At 38.5% G+C, this 20,721-nt stretch carries 20 protein-coding genes; 4 read left to right on the top strand and 16 right to left on the bottom strand.

Annotation, left to right across the window (positions count from 1 at the left end; all coding sequences use genetic code 11):
• Nucleotides 1-7 precede the first annotated feature (7 nt).
• Nucleotides 8-1,522, top strand: a complete 1,515-nt coding sequence (locus tag J8L73_RS11925) for a SpoVR family protein (protein WP_211017302.1) — start codon at nucleotides 8-10, stop codon at nucleotides 1,520-1,522.
• Between the two features lie 104 nt (nucleotides 1,523-1,626).
• Here J8L73_RS11925 and J8L73_RS11920 read toward each other — a convergent pair whose 3' ends face one another.
• Together J8L73_RS11920 and J8L73_RS11915 are read right to left on the bottom strand one after the other, a co-directional pair.
• The gene (locus tag J8L73_RS11920; protein ID WP_210999617.1) at nucleotides 1,627-2,598 is read right to left on the bottom strand and encodes a diguanylate cyclase; all 972 of its coding nucleotides are present in this window, start codon (nucleotides 2,596-2,598) and stop codon (nucleotides 1,627-1,629) included.
• Between the two features lie 3 nt (nucleotides 2,599-2,601).
• The gene (locus J8L73_RS11915) at nucleotides 2,602-3,606 is read right to left on the bottom strand and encodes a response regulator (RefSeq protein ID WP_210999618.1); all 1,005 of its coding nucleotides are present in this window, start codon (nucleotides 3,604-3,606) and stop codon (nucleotides 2,602-2,604) included.
• A 276-nt stretch (nucleotides 3,607-3,882) separates the two neighbouring features.
• Between J8L73_RS11915 and tpx the strand changes: the two genes are divergently transcribed.
• Nucleotides 3,883-4,464, top strand: a complete 582-nt coding sequence (tpx, locus tag J8L73_RS11910; RefSeq protein WP_211017301.1) for a thiol peroxidase — start codon at nucleotides 3,883-3,885, stop codon at nucleotides 4,462-4,464.
• A gap of 103 nt (nucleotides 4,465-4,567) precedes the next feature.
• Here tpx and adk read toward each other — a convergent pair whose 3' ends face one another.
• The 12 genes from adk to J8L73_RS11855 all read right to left on the bottom strand — a co-directional run bounded on the left by adk (nucleotide 4,568) and on the right by J8L73_RS11855 (nucleotide 16,730).
• Nucleotides 4,568-5,212, bottom strand: a complete 645-nt coding sequence (adk, locus tag J8L73_RS11905) for an adenylate kinase (protein ID WP_058548865.1) — start codon at nucleotides 5,210-5,212, stop codon at nucleotides 4,568-4,570.
• 178 nt (nucleotides 5,213-5,390) lie between these two features.
• Complete coding sequence (gene htpG / locus J8L73_RS11900; protein ID WP_211017299.1) at nucleotides 5,391-7,304, bottom strand: molecular chaperone HtpG; 1,914 nt, start codon at nucleotides 7,302-7,304, stop codon at nucleotides 5,391-5,393.
• Between the two features lie 88 nt (nucleotides 7,305-7,392).
• Nucleotides 7,393-8,106: an RluA family pseudouridine synthase gene (locus tag J8L73_RS11895; protein WP_211017297.1), complete on the bottom strand. Its 714-nt coding sequence runs from the start codon at nucleotides 8,104-8,106 to the stop codon at nucleotides 7,393-7,395.
• A complete protein-coding gene (locus J8L73_RS11890; RefSeq protein ID WP_211017295.1) occupies nucleotides 8,106-10,007 on the bottom strand; it encodes an MFS transporter in 1,902 nt (633 codons plus the stop codon). The genes J8L73_RS11895 and J8L73_RS11890 overlap by 1 nt, the downstream gene beginning before the upstream one ends.
• 129 nt (nucleotides 10,008-10,136) lie before the next feature.
• Nucleotides 10,137-10,745, bottom strand: coding sequence for a recombination mediator RecR (recR, locus tag J8L73_RS11885; RefSeq protein WP_211017293.1), 609 nt, complete (start codon nucleotides 10,743-10,745; stop codon nucleotides 10,137-10,139).
• Between the two features lie 6 nt (nucleotides 10,746-10,751).
• Nucleotides 10,752-11,078 (bottom strand): YbaB/EbfC family nucleoid-associated protein, encoded by a 327-nt coding sequence (locus J8L73_RS11880; protein ID WP_058548860.1) that lies wholly within the window; start codon nucleotides 11,076-11,078, stop codon nucleotides 10,752-10,754.
• 59 nt (nucleotides 11,079-11,137) lie between these two features.
• On the bottom strand, nucleotides 11,138-13,660 hold the full coding sequence (gene dnaX / locus J8L73_RS11875; protein ID WP_211017291.1) for a DNA polymerase III subunit gamma/tau: 2,523 nt from the start codon (nucleotides 13,658-13,660) through the stop codon (nucleotides 11,138-11,140).
• 3 nt (nucleotides 13,661-13,663) lie between these two features.
• Nucleotides 13,664-14,209, bottom strand: coding sequence for an adenine phosphoribosyltransferase (gene apt, locus J8L73_RS11870; protein ID WP_210999625.1), 546 nt, complete (start codon nucleotides 14,207-14,209; stop codon nucleotides 13,664-13,666).
• A 171-nt stretch (nucleotides 14,210-14,380) separates the two neighbouring features.
• Entirely contained in the window at nucleotides 14,381-14,503 is a 123-nt protein-coding gene (locus J8L73_RS19450) for a hypothetical protein (RefSeq protein WP_008132255.1), read from the bottom strand.
• 72 nt (nucleotides 14,504-14,575) lie between these two features.
• Nucleotides 14,576-15,328, bottom strand: a complete 753-nt coding sequence (locus J8L73_RS11865; protein ID WP_211017289.1) for a putative DNA-binding domain-containing protein — start codon at nucleotides 15,326-15,328, stop codon at nucleotides 14,576-14,578.
• A gap of 25 nt (nucleotides 15,329-15,353) precedes the next feature.
• Nucleotides 15,354-16,181 (bottom strand): DUF692 domain-containing protein, encoded by an 828-nt coding sequence (locus tag J8L73_RS11860; RefSeq protein ID WP_211017387.1) that lies wholly within the window; start codon nucleotides 16,179-16,181, stop codon nucleotides 15,354-15,356.
• 114 nt (nucleotides 16,182-16,295) lie between these two features.
• Nucleotides 16,296-16,730 carry a hypothetical protein gene (locus J8L73_RS11855; RefSeq protein ID WP_211017287.1) on the bottom strand — a complete coding sequence of 145 codons (435 nt, stop codon included), beginning with the start codon at nucleotides 16,728-16,730 and terminating at the stop codon, nucleotides 16,296-16,298.
• A 234-nt stretch (nucleotides 16,731-16,964) separates the two neighbouring features.
• On the opposite strand from J8L73_RS11855, the gene J8L73_RS11850 reads away from it, so the two are divergent.
• Together J8L73_RS11850 and J8L73_RS11845 are read left to right on the top strand one after the other, a co-directional pair.
• Nucleotides 16,965-17,948, top strand: coding sequence for a tRNA-dihydrouridine synthase (locus J8L73_RS11850; RefSeq protein ID WP_211017285.1), 984 nt, complete (start codon nucleotides 16,965-16,967; stop codon nucleotides 17,946-17,948).
• 56 nt (nucleotides 17,949-18,004) lie between these two features.
• On the top strand, nucleotides 18,005-18,331 hold the full coding sequence (locus J8L73_RS11845; RefSeq protein WP_211017283.1) for a conjugal transfer protein TraR: 327 nt from the start codon (nucleotides 18,005-18,007) through the stop codon (nucleotides 18,329-18,331).
• 16 nt (nucleotides 18,332-18,347) lie between these two features.
• Here J8L73_RS11845 and J8L73_RS11840 read toward each other — a convergent pair whose 3' ends face one another.
• Nucleotides 18,348-19,397 carry a hypothetical protein gene (locus J8L73_RS11840; protein ID WP_211017281.1) on the bottom strand — a complete coding sequence of 350 codons (1,050 nt, stop codon included), beginning with the start codon at nucleotides 19,395-19,397 and terminating at the stop codon, nucleotides 18,348-18,350.
• Nucleotides 19,398-19,459: 62 nt separating this feature from the next.
• Entirely contained in the window at nucleotides 19,460-20,719 is a 1,260-nt protein-coding gene (locus J8L73_RS11835) for a tetratricopeptide repeat protein (protein ID WP_210999631.1), read from the bottom strand.
• Between the last annotated feature and the right edge of the window lie 2 nt (nucleotides 20,720-20,721).

Raw genomic sequence — 20,721 nt, 5'->3', positions numbered from 1 at the left:
TAATAATATGAGTAATAAACGTATTGATGATGGCCCCGATTGGACATTCAACTTATTACACGAGTACCAGACAGAAATTGCTCGCGTTGCAGAGCACTACCGATTAGATACCTACCCTAATCAAATTGAAGTTATTAGCGCTGAACAAATGATGGACGCATACTCAAGTGTGGGCATGCCTTTAGGCTACAGCCATTGGTCATATGGCAAAAAGTTTATTCAAACAGAGCAAAACTATAAACGCGGGCAAATGGGCTTAGCCTACGAGATAGTGATTAACTCTGATCCATGTATTGCGTATTTAATGGAAGAAAATACCCTGCCCATGCAGGCTCTAGTTATGGCACATGCCTGTTATGGTCATAACTCATTTTTTAAAGGTAACTATTTATTTAAAACTTGGACTGATGCGGGATCAATTATTGATTACTTAGTGTTTGCTAAAAACTATATTAGTCGCTGTGAGGAAAAATACGGTATTAGTGAGGTAGAATCGCTGCTTGACTCATGCCATGCTTTAATGAATTACGGTGTAGATAGGTATAAACGCCCGCAACAAATATCATTATTTGAAGAGCAGAAGCGCCAGCAAGAACGTGAAGATTATATGCAATCTCAAGTTAACGAGCTATGGCGGACCATACCTGTTCAACAAGAAGAAGCAAAAAAGCTGGAGAAGCATTTTCCGCAAGAGCCCCAAGAAAATATATTATATTTTATTGAAAAAAACGCCCCACTTTTGGGTTCCTGGCAACGTGAAATAATCCGTATAGTGCGTAAAATTTCGCAATACTTTTACCCGCAAAAGCAAACCCAGGTAATGAACGAAGGCTGGGCCACTTTTTGGCATTACACTATCTTGAATCATCTATACGATGAAGGAAAACTAAGTGACGCCTTTATGCTTGAGTTTTTACAAAGCCATACTAACGTTGTTTACCAACCACCATACAATAGTAATTATTATTCAGGTATTAATCCATATGCCCTAGGCTTTAATATGATGGTAGATATTCGCCGTATTTGTGAAAACCCGACAGAGGAAGACAAGCGCTGGTTTCCTGAATATGCAGGAAGTAATTGGTTAGACACCTTACATTTTGCTATGGAAAACTTTAAAGATGAGAGCTTCATTAGTCAGTTTTTATCACCTAAGCTCATACGTGAATTTAAGCTATTTACTATCGTTGATCATGCTAATAGCTCACATTTAGAAGTAGGTGCTATACACGACGATAGTGGCTACAAAGCAGTGAGAGAAGCCCTTTCTGCACAATACAATTTGAGTAATCTTGAGCCAAACATTCAAGTGTATGACGTTGATATTAGAGGCGACCGTTCTCTAACGCTAAGATACGTTCCACATAATAAAATCCCGCTTGCAAACTCCCATGAGGAAGTACTAAAGCATCTTTACATACTATGGGGGTTTAAGGTAAAGCTTGAGCAAGAGTCAAATACGGGTGATGTATCAATGCTGGGACAATGCCCAAACGATAGTTCAGGCAATACAACCGACTAAATATATTAAAATCTTTGTACTTAGTTACTTTTACATAATCTATAAGTAACTGTCTAAAAAGCTATTATGCTAATTATAAATTTAATACTTATAAAAAATGTCGATTAAGCGCCATTTTTTATATCTGCATAAGCGGTTACTTTATTACGCCCAGCACCTTTTGAGTGATAAAGTGCTTTATCAGCAGCTTCAATCCAGCGTTCGTGGTTTTTAAAGTCATTACTACTACCAGCTAACCCTATGCTAATGGTCATTTGAATTTCATAGTGTTTATATTTAACAGGTGTTGATTCTATTAATGCTCTTAAACGCTCTGCAAAAATGGCTGCGCCTTCTTTGTCAGTATCAAGTAAAGTTACTACAAACTCTTCACCGCCATAACGTCCCGCTACATCAGTTTCACGAAGTGTTGTTCTAAGTAAATCACATAAATGACGAAGCGTTTCATCACCACAGCTGTGGCCATATTTATCATTAATTTTTTTAAAGTGGTCAATATCAAACATTAACAAAGTGCTACATCCACCACTTCGTTTCACTCTTAAAAACTCTTGACGAAGTGTTCCCTCCCAGTGACCACGGTTTGAAAGTTGCGTTAAGCTATCTCTTTGACTAACCTGCTCCAACTTTTTGTTTAATTCTTCGAGTTCTTTTTTATTTACGGCTATATCAGTTACATCGTACAAAATTATACAAATATGGCTCACTTCACCCATCGTATTAGTCAGAGGAATAAACGTGGCATTTTGATACATATAATCTGCTTTACCCGTAATTGGGCGGTAATTTTTAAAACGGAAAATATAAGGTTGCTGCTCCCAAATAGTAAAAGAGCGATTTTTTAGTACAAATACAGATTCTGATTTACTTCTAAACCATTTTTCATCTATTGCAGGAAATAAATCAAATAAGTCTTTATCTTTAACGGCACTAGGAAGGAGCCCAGAATGATTTTCCATAAAACCATTCCATACACATACCTTATAATCCCTATCGAGTACCACAAGGCCTACATCTACAGTATTAAACATATCCATTAACCAATGGATCTCATTCATTTCTAAATCAGCGGCCATAACTTAATCTTCTAATAGGTAAGCAACTTTGTATTTCAAAGTTTTAAGTGAATCTTCAGTAAATAACAGCATGAGGTCGCAATTAATATCATGGTTTTCAATACCGTAACTTATTTCTATGGCGAGCGTACGTTGCCAACGTGATTTGTTTGATTTTACTAAATCAGATACATCTCTGTGTTGCCCAAGGACTATTGGGTGCCCTTGACTAAATGACATATCAAGCTGCTTGGATAGGCCGGTTAAAATTGCGCCAATCAAAATATTACTAATATCCATAAGGAGTTCAAGCTCAACCTTGTCGTTTAGCTCGCCATCGTAATTCATCAATGAGGCAATTTCTTTAAAGCTAGAGTCATTTAGTAGTAATAATGCTTCACCAGACACTCCACCACCAATAAAGCCTTGGCACACACCTGAGGTAGCCGCATTGTTATCAATTGACTGAAGCGCCATATCAAGCTCGTTAACTTCTAAAATGTTAACATTTGGAATTGGCAGCTCTACAAATACATTTAGTAGGCGAGCTAATAAGTCACCTGCTTGGCCCATAGCAACGTTAGTAAGCTCTTGATATATATCTCGTACATCAGGGTCGACTTGCTCACCTAATGAATGAGATAGTCGCTCACGCAGTGCCTTATCTTTAATTCCGTGATGTTCAATAATATGGGCGAGTTTATCTGCAGAGCAAGGTTTTTGTATGAAATCGATTGCACCAAGCTCGAGAACGCGTTGATGCGCGCTTGGCTGTATATCCCCAGAGACAACAACTGTAAGAATGCTTAAGCCCTGCTCTTTCATAGCAATAAGAACTTCGTAACCATCCATTTCGGGCATATTTAAATCTAAGAAAAGTATTTCTGGCTGAATTAATTTAATTTGCTTTATGCAATCCACACCATCGAGTGCAAATTCAACCTTAATATCCCAATCTTCAGGTAATGAACGAGCTAATTGCCGTCTCGCTAATTTTGAATCATCACATATTAATACCGTTGTCGACATACTAACTCTCTGTTTTAGACCCGTTATAAGATTCAAAATGATTTATAAAGGCTATTCTTTTTTTTATTAAAGATATACTTTGTAACTTCATGTTAATCAAAGATTGTCTTCGTTACAATTTTTATATTATAGAATTAATGTCCACTGCATACTTACGCGCTTAACTTATAAGTTGATCATCAAAGCAGACCACTACAGAGCCACATAATCACTTGGTTACTATTACGCAGTATAATACACTGACAACTATTGCGTTAATTTAAAAGGAAATACCCTATGTTTCGTTCTGTTGTGTTTGCATTGAGTGGATTTTGCTCTGTTGCCATAGCTGCCGACTACGCTGAAAACACGCTTGATGCAGGAAAAGTATCTGCACAAGGTAAGCCTGTAACTTTATTAGGAAACGGAGTCGCTGTGGGTGATAGCGCACCAAACTTTAAAGTGGTTGATGGTAACTTTACTCCTGTAACGCTTGATGATTATCAAGGCCAAGCTGTACTAATAAGTGTAGTGCCAAGTCTTGATACGGGTATTTGTAGTTTGCAAACTAAACATTTTAACGAAAAAGTGGCAGCGCAATTTCCAGGTGTTGCCATTCTTACGATTAGTGCAGATTTACCGTTTGCTCAAAAGCGATTTTGTAAAGCTGAAAATATAGACAAAGTCACTGCGCTGTCTGACTCGGTATGGCGTGATTTTGGTCAAAAATATGGTTTAATTATTAAAGATATGGGCCTATTAACGCGCTCAGTACTTGTTTTAGATAAAAGCCACACTGTGATTTATAAACAACTAGTAAGTAGCCTATCTACAGAGCCTGAATACGATAGTGTGATTGAAGAGCTTAAAACACTTTAAGTTTTTACTCGCTCCTTTAGATAATTAAGTATTCAAGCTGAGTGTATTACACATTATAAAAACAAAAAAACCGCCATTTGGCGGTTTTTTGATGCGCTTTAAATTAACCTAAAAGCTCACCTAACTGTGCACTCACAACTTCAACGGCTTGTGTACCGTCAAGTTTGTGGTACTGCGTATTACCTGCAGCGGCCTCAGCTTGGTAGTAATCAACTAATGGCATAGTTTGCTCATGGTAAATGCCTAAACGTTTACGTACTGTTTCTTCAGTATCATCAGCGCGAACGATTAAGTCTTCGCCTGTTTCGTTGTCTTTACCTTCAACCTTTGGTGGGTTGTAAACTACATGGTAAACACGACCTGAGCCTGGGTGTACACGTCGTCCGCCCATGCGCTCTACAATAACTTCATCAGCCACATCAAATTCAATAACGTGATCAACCACTACGCCATTTTCTTTCATTGCATCTGCTTGTGGAATGGTACGTGGGAAGCCATCAAGTAAAAAACCTTTTTCACAATCAGCTTTAGCAATACGCTCTTTAACTAAACCGATAATGATATCGTCAGAAATTAACTGACCTGCATCCATTACTTTTTTTGCTTCAAGACCCAGTGGTGTGCCTTCTTTAATAGCTGCACGAAGCATGTCGCCAGTAGAAATTTGTGGAATACCGTACTTGTCCATTAAAAACTGAGCTTGAGTACCTTTACCAGCACCCGGCGCGCCCAAAAGAATAATGCGCATATCATTGTCCCCTAGTATGGAAGTTTATTTTTAAAGCCTGAATTCTTCCATAAGCGCCACTGATACTCAAGTAACTTATACTAATTGCCTACTTTGCAGCGCATAAAAAAAGGAAGCAAACGCTTCCTTCTAAAATATGTACAAACTTTGTACTTTTATTTACTTAGCTAATAAGCAATTACTTGCTTAGTTCTAACATAAGTTTGTTTAGGCGTGTAACAAACCCTGTTGGATCTTTTAATGTACCGCGTTCAGCAAGCAACGCTTGGTCTAATAATACATTTGACCACTGTGCAAATTTATCTTCATCTTGCTCATCATTTAGGTGCTTAACAAGTTGATGCTCAGGGTTTAGCTCAAACACAGGTTTAGCTTCTGGGGCTGCTTGACCTACAGACTCCATTAATTTTTGCATTTGAGAGCTCATGTCGTTGTCGTCACTTACAACACACGCTGGAGAATCAGTTAAGCGGTGCGTAAAGCGCACTTCTTTAACATCATCACCTAGCGCTGTTTTAATACGCTCAACAAGGCCTGCCATTTCTTTTTCAGACTCTTCTTGTGCTTTTTTAGTTTCTTCATCGTCAAGCTTACCTAGGTCTAAATCACCACGCGTAATTGATTGCAGTTGCTTATCAGCAAATTCAGTTAGGTGGCTCATCATCCACTCATCAACACGGTCACTTAGCAGTAACACTTCGATGCCTTTCTTACGGAAAATCTCTAAATGCGGAGAATTTTTAGCTGCAGTGAAGGTATCAGCTACGACGTAGTATATTTTATCTTGGCCTTCATTCATGCGCTCAACGTATTGCTCAAGCGATACATCTTGCGTTTCTGAATCAGTATGAGTTGAAGAAAAACGTAATAACTTACAAATAGCTTCTTTATTTGCTGCGTCTTCCGCTGGGCCTTCTTTCATTACTTGACCAAACTCATTCCAAAACACTTGGTAGTCATCAGCTTTGTTTTTAGCCATACGCTCAAGCATTTTGATAATGCGCGATGTACACCCTTTACGAATAGCTTGAGTAACTTTGTTGTCTTGTAAAATTTCGCGAGATACGTTTAGTGGTAAATCGTTTGAATCTAGTAAACCTTTTACAAAACGTAAGTAGCTTGGCATAAATTGCTCAGCATCATCCATTACAAATACGCGCTGTACATAGAGTTTTAAGCCGCTTTGACGGTCACGATTCCATAAATCGAATGGCGCTTTCTTAGGAATATATAAAAGGCTCGTGTATTCAGTTTTACCTTCAACCTTGTTATGTGCCCAGCTAAGTGGCTCTTCCCAATCATGGCTTACGTGTTTGTAAAACTCTTTGTATTCTTCATCAGAAAGCTCTGACTTATCACGCGTCCATAATGCTGTAGCTCGGTTAATGCTTTCCCACTCACCTGGCACGGCTGGAATTTTTTCACCGTCTTCGCCTTCAGATTCTGGCACTTCTGGTTTGTACATTTGTACAGGCGTAGAAATATGATCAGAGTATTTAGTAACAATGCTACGTAGACGGTAGTCATCAGCAAATTCTTTTTCTTCATCGCGAAGGTGTAAAATAATCTCTGTACCACGGCCTTCTTTTTCAATTTCTTGAAGTGTGTACTCGCCTTCGCCTTGAGATTCCCACTCATAAGCAGTTGTTTCGCCGGCTTTGCGCGTGCGTACCGTTACTAAATCGGCAACGATAAATGCTGAGTAAAACCCTACACCAAATTGACCAATCAACTGTGAATCTTTACTTTGATCGCCAGTTAAATTTTTGAAAAACTCAGCAGTACCTGATTTTGCAATTGTACCCAAAGAGCTAATTATTTCATCACGGGTCATACCAATACCGTTATCTGAAATAGTAACCGTATTGGCGTCTTTATCTGCGCTAATACGTACACGTAAATCGGCATCACCTTGGTAAAGGTCGCCATTAGAAAGCGCTAAAAAGCGTAGCTTGTCTGCTGCATCAGATGCATTTGAAACAAGTTCACGTAAAAATATTTCTTTATTTGAATAAAGAGAATGAATCATTAAGTTTAATAATTGTTTTACTTCTGTTTGAAAGCCTAATGTTTCTTTTTGTGCTGCAGTCATTTATGTATCTCCAATTTGCAAAGTGTCTGCGTTATGCACTTAATATGGGGTGAGGTGAATCAACTTCAAGGGAAAAGTTTAAAAAAGATTAAAACGGGCACGGACACTTTGCATGAAAAGGAAGCCCTGTTACTGGATGATCAAAAAATACGTCACTGGCATGTAATAATAAACGTTCAGCCATTTGTTCACTGCGCTTACTTTTATATAAATCACACCCTAAAATTGGATGCCCTATTGCATCACTATGAATACGTAGTTGATGCGTACGTCCTGTAATAGGTGTAAATTGCACAAGTGTACGTTCAGGCTTTAATAACCTTTTGAGCACTGTGTATTTACTAATTGCTTCTTTACCTGTGGTCTTGCATATTTTGACTAAAGGAAAGCGCTCTTTGTCTTTTGCTATAGGCAAATTTATTTCACCTTGCAAGGTAGTCACACTTCCTTCTAGCATCGCTAAATAACACTTTTGTATTGCTCGGCTTTGAAACTGTTTATTTAAATGCTTAGACGCAGAGGCATTTAACCCAACAATCATAATACCTGATGTGCCAAAATCTAGCCGGTGCGGTAATTTAGCCTCAGGAAAGGCCGCTGTTAATCCTTTTTGACCATTTACTAACCGGTAGTGTACTGAGTCCCAGTTAAGTGGATTCTTCCCAGATAAACTTAATAATCCACTGGGTTTATTAATAATCAAAATAGCATCATCTTGATAAAGTATTTTAATAGCTTCATGGCACTTGGGCGCTATAAAATTATCAATAATTGTATGAGGCGCACTCAAAGGTTCAACCATTAATCAATATCTTTAGAATGCAGCGCTTTTAAAGCCAATACTTGCTCGCGTAAATTATCGGCAGTCACATTATCTGCTGCTATTGGCTCACCTGCTGTAACCGATACTAAAGAGTACTTTAATCGAGGTAATTGCCACTTAGCTTTACGGCTAAACATACTGCCCCATAATCCACCTAAGTGCACAGGAATAACAGGCACGGGTGAGCGTTCAATAATACGCTCAATGCCACGCCTAAACATATCAATTGAACCGTCGCCAGTTAATTTCCCTTCTGGAAATATACCCACAAGCTCGCCGCGTTCAAGCGCACTGGCTAAATCATCAAACGCTTTTTTAAACGCTTCTGGGTTTGTTTTTTCGCTATTTATTGGAATTGCTTTGGCCATTTTAAATAGCCAATGTAAAGCAGGAGAATAATAAATAGGCGCAAACACCATAAAGCGTATAGGCCTAGGTGAAGCAGCTAAAATAAACATCCAATCTACAAAACTAACATGATTTGCAACAATCACCGCAGCTCCTTCCGATGGAATATTAACCTCACCTTTTGTCCGTACGCGATACATACATATTGCTAATATATAAATAATAAAGCGTAAGAAAAACTCCGGTACTTTAGTATAAATATATATTGAAATAAGTAGATTGAGGCCGGCGAGTAATAAAAGTAGTGATGAAATATGCCACTTAAGAACAGACAGCGTAATAATACTTAATATAGCACTGCCCACCATAAACAATGCATTAAGAACATTATTAGCGGCAATGACGCGTGAGCGACTCGACTCTTCAGTACGCTGCTGAATTAACGCATACAGCGGCACAGTATAAAAACCTGAAGCAATACCAATTCCAGCCATCCAAATAAAATGCCAAATCATATCGCCGGTATTTAAAACTTGATCAAGGGTTAATAAGTTTTCATTTGGAGCGATGTACGTTTCAATTGCTGGCTCTTGGCTTAGTAAATACAAAAAAAGCGTTATTAAAATAGCCCCAAATGGCACAATACCAAGCTCAATACGAGAGCGTGAAAGTTTTTCACACAGCAGAGAACCAATTGCAATACTTAAAGAAAAAACCACCAATGCACTGGTTACTACTAATTCATCTCCGCCCATCACATGTTTAACGTAATTTGGTAGTGCGGTTAAAATAATAGCGCCTATAAGCCAAAACCAACTGATCCCTAAAACAGATTTACCCACAGATTCTGTTTGTGCATTAAGCGCTTTAAATACATTTTTAGTTGACGAAAAAATATTGTACGTAAAGTGCAAATTAGGCTCATTCGCTTCACTTACAGGTATAAAGCGGCTACTAAAATACCCAAGTGTAGCCAGTACCAATACTGCAATACTTATTACAACAGGACCCACTGTTTGAGTAATAAAATAAGTACCAAATATAGTCCCTAATAAAATTGCCACAAACGTACCAGACTCCACTAAACCATTTGCTTTAGTGAGCTCGTTTGGAGCAACATGCTGAGGTAATATTGAATATTTTAATGGGCCAAAAAAGGTGCTTTGCAATCCCATAAAAAATATTGTTGCAAGCATTAGCCATACTTGCTGCGTTAAAATTGATGCAGCGCCAATGACCATAATTGGTATTTCACATAGCTTTACAAGCCTAATAAGCTTTGATTTTTCTGTTTTTTCGGCAAGTTGCCCTGCCATACCAGAAAATAAAAAAAATGGTAAAATAAACAAGCCTGCAGCAATATTCGAATATAATGCACCGTCTGCAAGTGTTGCCGCTTGAAAAACCAATAAAATAAGCACCGATTGCTTATATACGTTATCGTTTATGGCTGATAAAAACTGCGTAACAAAAAGCGGGAGAAAACGTTTACTGTTTAATAATGCACCTGGGTGATTTTTATTATTTTGCATTTTGTCCCTTAGTATCTAGCTAATACTTATTATATTAAGCGTTAATCTTACCTTATGTTTTGCTTTAAAAACAAAAAAGCCTACATATTTTACAATGTAGGCTTTTAAAGTAAGTTTCAAATAGCTGTTTTAGTCTTGCATTACCGCACGACGGCCACTAAAGGCGTGCATCAGTGTGGTGCCATCAACTAAATCGAGCTCACCACCGACAGGTATACCATGCGCAATTCTTGATGCGCCTACTTTATATTTATGGCAAAGCTGAGCAATATAATGCGCTGTTGTTTCGCCTTCAACCGTAGGGTTAGTCGCTAAAATAACTTCGTTTATACCACCATGAGAAAGCTTTTGCTCTAGTACATCAAGGCCAATTTCTTTAGGACCGATACCATCAATGGGTGATAAATGCCCCATTAAAACAAAGTATAAACCTTGATATTGCCCTGTTTGCTCAATTGCCAGTACATCTGTTGGTGATTCAACAACACACAAAATCCCACTGTCTTGACGTTTAGTACTTAAGCAAATGTCACATTGTGATTGTTCTGTAAACGTACGGCACGATTGACAATGCCCTACCGCGGTCATTGCCTTAGTAAGCGCATTACCAAGTTGAGTGCCACCTTTGCGGTCGCGTTCAAGCAAATGAAAGGCAATACGCTGCGCTGACTTTGGGCCTATGCCTGGCTGACAGCGCAATGCTTCAATAAGCTGAGTTAAACTATCTGAAAGTTGCATATTTGCTTAAAACGGCATTTTCATACCTGGTGGTAATTGCATACCGCCAGTTACTTTGCCCATGCGCTCTTGTGTTTCATCAGCCACGCGACGTACAGCGTCATTACATGCTGCTGCTAATAAATCTTCAATCATGTCTTTGTCGTCTTCCATTAAACTTTCATCAAGCTCAACACGACGTACATTATGGTTACCAAGCATAGTTACTTTAACTAGGCCTGCGCCCGCTTCACCTACAACTTCTAGTGTTGCGATTTCGTCTTGGGCTTTTTGCATGCGCTCTTGCATTTGCTGCGCTTGCTTCATCATGTTACCCATTCCACCTTTAAACATAATTTTCTCTCTTTCTTTTAAACTTTAATTGTCATGAAGATAAGGGCGATTGTATTTAATTACAATGCCTGAATGCTATTTTCGTCAATTTCCGCGCTAAATACTTGCTGAAACTGCACTATATTTTCATCCGCTGTGATCACATCGATTGCTTGTTGATGACGACCTACATCTATTTTTTGTTGAATTAAGTAAGGTGAATCTATCACCCCTTTTGCAAAATTAATGCTAAGCGATACGTTATGCTCGTAAATGCTTGATAGTGCTGCATCTAATTTTTGGCGAAGTACAGGTGTATCTAAATGCTTTTGCGATTCATCAACATCAATATGCAAGTTGTTACCTTGCTTAGTAAAAATGGAGTGCAACGCAAACTGGCGCATACGACCCCCTAAGCCCATACGCTTAATTAAATAAGCCCATTCATCTTGCTGATGTGCAAATCTAATTTCGCTGATCGGACTTTGAAAATCATCAGGCACTGGAATACTAGGCTCTTCAGGGGCGGCTTCTACCACTTTTTGAGGATTAATTTGCTCAAGTAACTCTGGCGCTAAGTTTTCAGTAATTGTTTGATGTTTTTCTTTAAAATCAATCTTACGTGCAGGTTTTGTATTTGCTTGATTAAGTGGCTCTGTTTGGCTCCCTGTTACTGGGAGCTCATGCTTTTTTTCACTCTCACCTGCGCTATTGGTTGCCCATGGAGGTGCGTCATCAATTGCATCATAACTTGGTGTAATTTCATTGCTCGCCGCTGGCTCTGCATTTTGGCTAGATTCACCTTTTGGCATTCGAGGATACTGGCTAGGTTCTTTTAAAGTTGGCTTGGTTAGCTGCTCTGATGTGTTATTTTCATCTGTGCGAGTGTTCGCACCTGATAACCTGCCTGCGCCAGATATATTTCTGTCACGTAATATACGGGCGATAGCAGATTGCGCCTGAGCGTCTTGCTCTGCAATTGGTGTACTCGTATTTTGGCTAACTGCACTTTCACTTGATGCCGCCTCAGAAGGTGACTCTGAATTAGTGCTTTGCGCAGGGTTAAAGCCCTGTTCTACGGCACTACTCATTATATCGTCAAATTGCGAAGCGAGTGTTTGTTCAGCATTGCTATGCTGCATATAAGCTTCATTTTCACTTTGACGCTGAGCTTGTTCATCTGAAATTACAGTACTTTTTGGCTGCTCATTAACATGTTCAGGTTGTTGAACTGACGGCTTAGCCTCGGCTGCACTGGGCTGCGTATTCAAAACTTCACCTGCAACTAACGGCTCTTTCGCAGGTGGTACTTGAACCATTGACTCTTGTTTTTGAGTGTCTGGCTGTGAAGTATTATCTAAAGCTTGTGTGCTGCTAATTGAAGGAATACTTTGGCTAACTGTTGTGTTTTGCGGTGTTTTATTTTTATTTAATATATCTCGCAATGCACTCGCTTTACTTGGTTTATTCTCAGCAGGCTCTTGAGCTGCTAAAGGCGTAGCCTGTTTATGCTCAGTTTGCGTAGGCTCAAATGCTAACAGTCTTAACATTATCATTTCAAAGCCTAGGCGAGGCTCTGGTGCCCACTGTAAATCTTTTTTACCATTTAACAGGAGTTGGTAATACACTTGAATCTGTTGCGCACTCGTATGCTGAGCAACGTGTGCAATATAATCAACGTTTTTTTCATCAAGTGCTGCAGCTTCAGGAACAAGCTGGCTTAATTGGACTAAATGCGTAAGTGCAATTAAATCATCAAGTAATGCTACATAATTTGGGTTACGACTCGCTACTTGCGCTATTTCATTCATAAGCGCTGCGCCATCTTGCGCTAGTAATGCGGCAAGTAAACTTTGGCTATAATGCGTATCCATTAAACCAAGCATAGTTTGTACTGCTTGATTATTTATATCACCATTTGTTTGCGCTATCGCTTGGTCAGTTAAACTAAGTGCATCGCGCATACTGCCATCAGCCGCTTTTGCAATAATACTAAGCGCATCATTTTCAAAACTTAGTTGCTCATGAGTTAATACATGCTCAAGCTGAGTTTTAATTTCACTTTGCGATAAAGCATTTAAGTTAAACTGTAAACAACGAGATAAAATAGTGACAGGTAATTTTTGTGGATCGGTTGTCGCTAATAAAAACTTCACATGCTCTGGTGGCTCTTCTAAGGTTTTTAAAAGGGCATTAAAGCTATGCTTTGAGAGCATGTGAACTTCATCTATTAGGTATACTTTATAACGCCCGCGCGTTGGCGCATATTGCACGTTATCGAGTATTTCGCGGGTATCTTCTACTTTAGTACGAGAGGCTGCATCTATTTCAAGTAAGTCAATGTAACGACCTGCTTCTATGTCAGTACAACTACTACACTTTCCACACGGAGATGCAGAAATGCCTTCATCACAGTTTAAGCTTTTAGCAAAGATACGCGCAATGGTGGTTTTACCCACACCTCGGGTTCCAGTGAATAAATACGCGTGATGCAGTCTATTTTGCGTAAGCGCATTAACCAGCGCTTGTTTAACATGAGACTGCCCAACCAATTCATGAAAGGTTTGTGGACGCCATTTTCTCGCTAGAACCTGATAACTCATCGATTACTCGCCTTCAAATTCAACCAATTTTAGAATTTTAATACCCATTTTTTCGATGCGCTGTTCGCCGCCAAGCTCTGGTAGTGAAACAACAAATGCTGCATCAGTTGCTTCTCCACCAAGCTTATTTACAAGCTTAGCCGTTGCTTCAATTGTGCCGCCTGTTGCAAGTAAGTCATCAACTAACAACACTTTGTCGCCTGGTACTATTGCATCAACATGAAGCTCAAGTGTGTCTTCACCATATTCTAATAAGTAGTCTTGGCGAATAACTTCACGTGGTAATTTACCTGGCTTACGCACAGGAATAAATGGAATACCTAAAGCATAAGATAAAGGTGCACCAAAAATAAAGCCACGTGATTCTGTACCAATAATTTTAGTAAAACCTTGATCTTTATACTCGCTTATAAAAGCATCAATTGTTGCTTTAAACGCGTCAGGGTTTGCCATTAATGTGGTTACATCGCGAAACATAATGCCCGCTTTTGGATAATCAGCAATTGTAGTTATGCTGTTTTTGATAATCGCTGGTGTTACTTGAGTCATAATTTTAACTGCTCAATGGTTCATATTACAAAGCAGGTGATTATAACCTTAACTGACCTTAAATTGCGAGTTTGCAATAATTATAAAGAGAAAGAATGGGAAGATTTACAAGGATTAAAATTAAAAGGGTCAAGGCTGATGCAAACAACAGCCTCTCGATGCAAATGCATTTTAAGTTAAGCTAGTGATCCAGCCTAAAATCGCATTTAAACAACCAATACCCGCAAATACCGCTAAAAAAGCAATAAAGTAAGTAGCGTTAAACGGATCTTTAAAATCTTTATCATCTGACATGGGTACAACCTTTTATTAAGCACGATAAATTAGGTTGCCATGATAGACGATGTAAAAACATCTATAAAGGGCTTAATCTTGATTTTTTGTCACTATTACTCTGCGCTCCGCCATTGCATTAAGCGTAGCAAGTGCGCCTTGGTTTATTTGTTCTGGGCTAAATTGTGGAGCATGGCTTAATACCTGTTCGCAAATTTCGTCAAAGGTAATGCCATTACTATTTTCAATAATTGAAAGTAATAAAGCCGTCATTGCATTGGTTGCCAAAAATTGCACATCGTCTTGTGCATCTCTATAAACAACAAAATAACTTGGTTGCTCGGCTGGATGCTTAGGTTGAAAGTCTACACTGATAGTTTGAACCGGATATTGGTAACTTAAATTACGCGCTGTAACCGATAAGTATAGCGGAGCATCTGTAATATCAGTTGCATTGAGCTTTTGCTCTTGCTGATTATCCATAGCAATAGATACATCAAGCTCTATCCATTCGTAATGAGCAAGCTCTAACATAAAGGCAGGATCATTTTTTTGTATTTTATAATCACTTGATAAGTAATTAATGAATTCGCCTGCTATATCTAAAAAGTATGGTGAATGGCAATCATGGTTACTAAAAAATTGCCTAACGAGCTTTTTCCATTGTTTGTCGCTATATAAGGTTTTCAATACCGGAAAACCTGATGAAATAAATCCATCTACATTATTAAAAAATAAGTCACGATAAATAGCCATTCGCCTGTCTTCTATGTCGCTGGGCTTTTTATTTTGTTGAGGCTGGCGAATATGTGCCATAAATTCGTTTTGTACTTCAATAAAACTCATAATTGCATACTCTTTTAAACAAATATTAAGCACTTTGCTTAGTTAAAGACGAATTTAAATACTTACTTTGTAGCTTATGAATGATGTCTAGCTCTTTAGTTAATACATTCATCGCAGGAATATTAAAATCTCGCTCAAGCAACGTCGGAAATACGCCATGCTTTGCATATGCTTTATCTAGCAATTCCCACACAGGGTCTATAACATCTGCACCATGGGTATCGACAATTAAATCTTCCGCTTCATTATAGTGTCCTGCAACATGACCATAAGCGATACGCTTTGAAGGCAGCCCATTTACAAACTCTTCAGCATTGTATCCATGATTGATTGAGTTAACATAAATATTATTAACATCGAGCAATAGCTTACAATCAGCTTGCTCTAAAATAGTATTGGTGAACTCAAGCTCAGATAACTCTTGACCAGGCGCACCATAGTAAGAAACATTCTCTATCGCTATTTGGCGCTCTAAAATATCCTGTACTTGCTTAATGCGAGGAACAACATGTGCGATTGCATCTTGAGTAAACGGAATTGGCATTAAATCGTACATATGACCCGTGCCCGAGCAATAACTTAAATGCTCACTAAATATTTTAATATTGTGCTCATCAAAAAACGTTTTAAGTGACTTAACAAATTCGATATCTAATGGCTCAGGTGAACCAATAGAAAGCGATAATCCATGACATACAAAGTTATTAGCATCAGTTAATGTTTTAAATTGCTTTTTAAATCGACCGCCTAACTTGAGCCAGTTCTCTGGTGCTACTTCCATAAAATCTACTTGGTGAGGTATATTTTCAAGTAATTCATCAAGCATCTCACGACGAAGCCCGAGCCCTACCATGCCGAAGTCGGTATTTTGAGTTGTTTTCATTATTGTCTCCTTAAAGCAAAAAGGGCCTTATGGCCCTTTTAGTATAACTGCAGCTAAATAGCTCAGGCAATTACATCAAAATGATTATTGGCCGCCACACTTGCCTTCACCACATTTACCTTCTTTTTTACCTTTTGCGTCGCCACCGCATTTACCTTCGCCGCACTTACCTTCTTTTTTACCTTTTGCGTCGCCGCCACATTTTCCTTCGCCGCACTTACCTTCTTTTTTACCTTTTGCGTCGCCGCCACATTTACCTTCGCCGCATTTACCTTCTTTTTTATCTTTTGCGTCGCCGCCACATTTCCCTTCGCCGCACTTACCTTCTTTTTTATCTTTTGCGTCGCCGCCACATTTCCCTTCGCCGCATTTACCTTCTGCAGCATCTAATTGATAACCTGTAACTAGCTCTTGGAACTCAAATGGGTTAGCTTGTGCATCTACCGATACAAAACTTGCAGAGCCAACAACTACTGCACCTAATGTTAACGCGATTGTATTTTTTTTAACTGTATTCATAATGTGACTCTCTTTAATCAAGGATTATATTGTAGAACTACATACACAATTTTTGTGTTTGTATGTAACTGGTATAGTTAAGAAGACCCGAATGAAAATAAAATCTTTCATTTATTTTCATTTTTTTTACTATTCACTTTATTCAAATAAATATGGACGACAAATACAGATTTATCAATTTAACTTTTACGGTTAAACTACGCGTCCAATTTTTAGCAAAACATTAAATATTTTATGAAGCTTGTTTTAGCGCCTATGGAAGGTGTTGTTGATTTCAAAATGCGCCAGCTACTTACCGATATAGGTGGGTTTGACCTATGTGTTACTGAATTTGTAAGGGTCGTAGAAGCATGCTTACCCGACAAGGTATTTCATAGGTTTTGTCCTGAGCTTCACAATAATGGTTACACTCGTTCAGGTACGCCAGTACGCATTCAGTTGCTTGGACAAGAAGCAACCCCTCTTGCTGAAAATGCAGTAAGAGCAATTGCACTTGGCTCTCATGGCGTTGACCTAAACTTTGGTTGCCCTGCAAAAACGGTTAATAAAAGTCGTGGTGGTGCAGTGCTACTAAAAGATCCAGAGCATATGTACACTATTATTAAAGCGGTAAGAGACGCGGTAGATAATAAACATGAAGTAAGTGCAAAAATTCGTTTAGGATTTGACGATGACTCTAATAGTCAAGAAATAGTTGATGCAGTAGTAAGCGCAGGTGCAAATAGCGTCGCTATACATGCGCGCACTAAACGAGATGGTTATAACCCTCCCGCATACTGGGAAAAAATTCCACCAATCATAAAAAACAAAAATATTGCAGTAGTTGCTAATGGCGAGATTTGGCAGGTTGAGGATGCTTTACTATGCCAAAAACGCAGTGGTTGCAGCGATTTAATGCTAGGGAGAGGCGCGCTTTCCCATCCCGATTTAGCAAAAAAAATAAAAGCTCATGTTAATAATGAACAATATAATACTTTAGAGTGGGAACATATAATTTATCATCTAATTCATTCTGCTATCCACCAAGACCCAGCAAAGGATGAAAAATATTTTGCATCACGAACTAAGCAATGGCTCGGTTACTTAAAACGTCAATACCCAGAGGCAATTGAGTTATTCGATGAAATTAGACGTTTGAAAAGTAAAGAGGATGTGGCGAATGTATTGAAAAAATACGCCAAAGCGCCGCAACTTGATTCAAATCATAACAGTAAATAATAAACTCTAGATAATATCAGTATAACGAAAAGGCAATTTTTAAAGGTTATACTGATATGCACCATCAGCAAAAACTTGATCAGGAAATAGCTAAAGTCCAATCAGCTATAATGGCAATGCTCTCTGAATCTCCCCTTTCATGCTATCAGCAATTGAAATACGAATTATCTAGCATTAAAAAAAGCGAGTGGATTGATCATATAGGCCAAAAGCTAGGGCCTGAATACACCCCCTTAATAAAAAGAATGATTCAACTTGAAGCTGCAATAAGTCAGATAGAGATAGGTCAGTACGGGTATTGCTGCGACTGTGAACAAGAGCTGCCTTCAGCCTTACTTGAAAAAGATCCAGCCACACAGCGCTGCGATAAGTGTGCTAAATAAGCACACTTACTGAATATCACAATGCTTTTGATGCAAAGCTAAATGATTGCCCTGGAAATAAAATGATATCCTCAGCTAGATAATGAGCAAATTCAGTACTAATATTTAACCTTTTAACTAAGTTTACTCTAGCCTGAGGCAGAGTCCACGCATGATAGTGAATACCGATATCAGTCTCCATCATCACTAACATTAGGGAATATATATCAGCTGAAGTCTCTGTATTAGCAGCCATGGAGGGTAAATCTATATAGTGTGTTTGCCAATCTAAACCTTCAATTATTTTATCTCCCTGAAGAGATCGCACTGTAAAAGATCGCTCGTGTTCTGCAGGTACGTCGCTTACCAATATCGGTTTAGTTACTTTTAAAGTATTGATTTTTTTATTGAGTATTGAGGACCATTCAAGAGGAGAATGTACAGACCCACTGAAATAATTAAGTTTGCTTTGATACCACTCACTTCCGTTAGCAAGTCCACGTAACCCTATACTGCCTCGCGCCTTGTAGGTATCTAAATAATCTCTAAAAGATCTTAATTGGCTTTTTAAAGCGCCTTGTATTGTATTATTTTGAAGTGTTTTATCGACATGTAATTGTAACAAAGAGAGTTCGACTTTATTGAGCTTCAAATTACTTTGTACAGCGCTGTCTAATTGGTCTTGCGTCAACTTTAGCCATTTAATAATACTGTCCGGTTTATATACTTTGCCATTCAAAGCAAGCATATTTTTTAGTACGTTTATTTGTGCAGGCCAATTAAAGTAGCGCTCAGGAAATCGCTCGGCAATAACTAAATAGTTTACTTGAGCAATTTGATTTGATTCAAGATCCATATCCATTAAACCTTGGTAAATAGCATGACGCTTTGCTAAGTACGCCTCTGAAAAAACGAGTTGTTGCTCAGTTAATATTTCATTTTCAACTGTTTTAGATCGTATAAGTGCGGCATTTAAAGTCTTCAAAGCCGATTGCGCATCCTCAAACGAGCTAAATGGCTGTGGTTGCTTATTACAGGCAGTTAAAAATAGACAAACAATTAGTAAAAAAGAAAATGTTTTGTACATAGTTATTCCAATAAAAAAAGCCCCAGAGGGGCTTTTTAGTAAGTTGCTTTAGCTAATTAAAGTTAAATTTTTACACCGTTGCGAGCGGCTTTATCTTTAATGTAAGTAGCCCAACCTTTTGCAAACTTGCGAGTGCGCGGGTCGTCCATAGCTTTAGTAATAGCAGCGTATGCTTGCTTGTACTTGCCTTGGTAGTAATACGCTTCAGCTAGGTCTGAATAAATAGTACCTTTTTTGTCAGAACCAAGTTCTAACGCTTTGTTCAAACGAACAACGGCAGCATTAAATTTTTCAGACTGTAAAAGTAATGATCCTGCTTTGCGGTAAAGCTCAGCATCTTCATCAAATTTAGCAGCTTCTTCGTAGTACTTTGCAGCTTTTTCTAAGTCTTTAGAGCGATGGTAGTTACTCGCAATCGCGCTAACATTCTGCTTAGTACGTTTAACTTTTTCACCTTTAACGGCCTTTTCAAGCGTTATTGCCGCTTTAAAAGGAATTTCGTTTAAAGAGTAAAAGTTAGATAAAACTTTATATTCAACTTCATTTTCGAAGTAACCGTTCTTGTATGCAACTTCCATAGTTGCCAAGCCTTTAGAATAGTCTTCAGTTTGCAGGTAATATTTACCTAAGCTAACCCAAGCTTTTTTATCATCTGGCCATACTCGAACAATTTCTTCACCAATCTTAACCATGTTTGCATAATCTTTAAGCTCAAAGTATGCACCAAGTTTTAATTGGTAAGGGCCTTTATTAGGCTCTTTTTGAAGTTTAATTGCTTTATCAGCTGGTTCAAAAACGTCACGGTATTGCTCTAACTGATAGTTAGCTTGAGCGATACGCGTGTAAACTGTTGGATCTTCTTCGCCTGTAAAGTCCATCCAAGCTACATAAGCTTTTTTGGCTTCTTGATACTTTTCAGTACCGGCGTATAAATCACCTAACAATTTAAGCGTTTGTTCTTGGTCAGCAAAGTTTAAAACATCAGGCGCAACTGCTTGCTTAGCGTATTTGATCGCATCGGCGTACTTTTCTTTTTGAGCGTACATGCTACCTAGGTAACGATTTACGGTCGCTTTATCAAAGTCATTCGAAGGTTCAATCTCTCTAAGCAAAGCAATAGCTTCATCAACTTTTTCTTCGTTGTACAAGTCAAATGCTTTAATTACTTTTTTACCAGTACGCTCGCCCATGATTTTAGTTTTTGCTTTCTTACGCTCTTCAATCTTCGCGTAATCTGGCGCAGCTAAAACAGATGCACTTAAAGTAGCACCTGACACAGACATAAGAATTGCAAGAGCAGTTACTTTAGAAAAATTTCTCATTA

Source organism: Pseudoalteromonas sp. MMG006, from assembly GCF_018101025.1.
Classification (GTDB): domain Bacteria; phylum Pseudomonadota; class Gammaproteobacteria; order Enterobacterales; family Alteromonadaceae; genus Pseudoalteromonas.
The sequence above is the reverse complement of the archived record's forward strand: the minus strand, read 5'-3'. Positions and strand labels throughout refer to the sequence as shown.

Bases quoted from the DNA above. Each gene is read 5' to 3' on its own strand.
- J8L73_RS11840 (WP_211017281.1), bottom strand. From the start codon at position 19,397: ATGTACAAAACATTTTCTTTTTTACTAATTGTTTGTCTATTTTTAACT.
- adk (WP_058548865.1), bottom strand. From the start codon at position 5,212: ATGCGCATTATTCTTTTGGGCGCGCCGGGTGCTGGTAAAGGTACTCAA.
- J8L73_RS11835 (WP_210999631.1), bottom strand. From the start codon at position 20,719: ATGAGAAATTTTTCTAAAGTAACTGCTCTTGCAATTCTTATGTCTGTG.
- tpx (WP_211017301.1), top strand. From the start codon at position 3,883: ATGTTTCGTTCTGTTGTGTTTGCATTGAGTGGATTTTGCTCTGTTGCC.
- J8L73_RS11865 (WP_211017289.1), bottom strand. From the start codon at position 15,328: ATGAGTTTTATTGAAGTACAAAACGAATTTATGGCACATATTCGCCAG.
- J8L73_RS11850 (WP_211017285.1), top strand. From the start codon at position 16,965: ATGAAGCTTGTTTTAGCGCCTATGGAAGGTGTTGTTGATTTCAAAATG.
- htpG (WP_211017299.1), bottom strand. From the start codon at position 7,304: ATGACTGCAGCACAAAAAGAAACATTAGGCTTTCAAACAGAAGTAAAA.
- J8L73_RS19450 (WP_008132255.1), bottom strand. From the start codon at position 14,503: ATGTCAGATGATAAAGATTTTAAAGATCCGTTTAACGCTACTTACTTT.
- J8L73_RS11860 (WP_211017387.1), bottom strand. From the start codon at position 16,181: ATGGTAGGGCTCGGGCTTCGTCGTGAGATGCTTGATGAATTACTTGAA.
- J8L73_RS11880 (WP_058548860.1), bottom strand. From the start codon at position 11,078: ATGTTTAAAGGTGGAATGGGTAACATGATGAAGCAAGCGCAGCAAATG.
- J8L73_RS11915 (WP_210999618.1), bottom strand. From the start codon at position 3,606: ATGTCGACAACGGTATTAATATGTGATGATTCAAAATTAGCGAGACGG.
- J8L73_RS11890 (WP_211017295.1), bottom strand. From the start codon at position 10,007: ATGCAAAATAATAAAAATCACCCAGGTGCATTATTAAACAGTAAACGT.
- recR (WP_211017293.1), bottom strand. From the start codon at position 10,745: ATGCAACTTTCAGATAGTTTAACTCAGCTTATTGAAGCATTGCGCTGT.
- J8L73_RS11855 (WP_211017287.1), bottom strand. From the start codon at position 16,730: ATGAATACAGTTAAAAAAAATACAATCGCGTTAACATTAGGTGCAGTA.
- J8L73_RS11925 (WP_211017302.1), top strand. From the start codon at position 8: ATGAGTAATAAACGTATTGATGATGGCCCCGATTGGACATTCAACTTA.
- J8L73_RS11895 (WP_211017297.1), bottom strand. From the start codon at position 8,106: ATGGTTGAACCTTTGAGTGCGCCTCATACAATTATTGATAATTTTATA.
- apt (WP_210999625.1), bottom strand. From the start codon at position 14,209: ATGACTCAAGTAACACCAGCGATTATCAAAAACAGCATAACTACAATT.
- J8L73_RS11845 (WP_211017283.1), top strand. From the start codon at position 18,005: ATGCACCATCAGCAAAAACTTGATCAGGAAATAGCTAAAGTCCAATCA.
- dnaX (WP_211017291.1), bottom strand. From the start codon at position 13,660: ATGAGTTATCAGGTTCTAGCGAGAAAATGGCGTCCACAAACCTTTCAT.
- J8L73_RS11920 (WP_210999617.1), bottom strand. From the start codon at position 2,598: ATGGCCGCTGATTTAGAAATGAATGAGATCCATTGGTTAATGGATATG.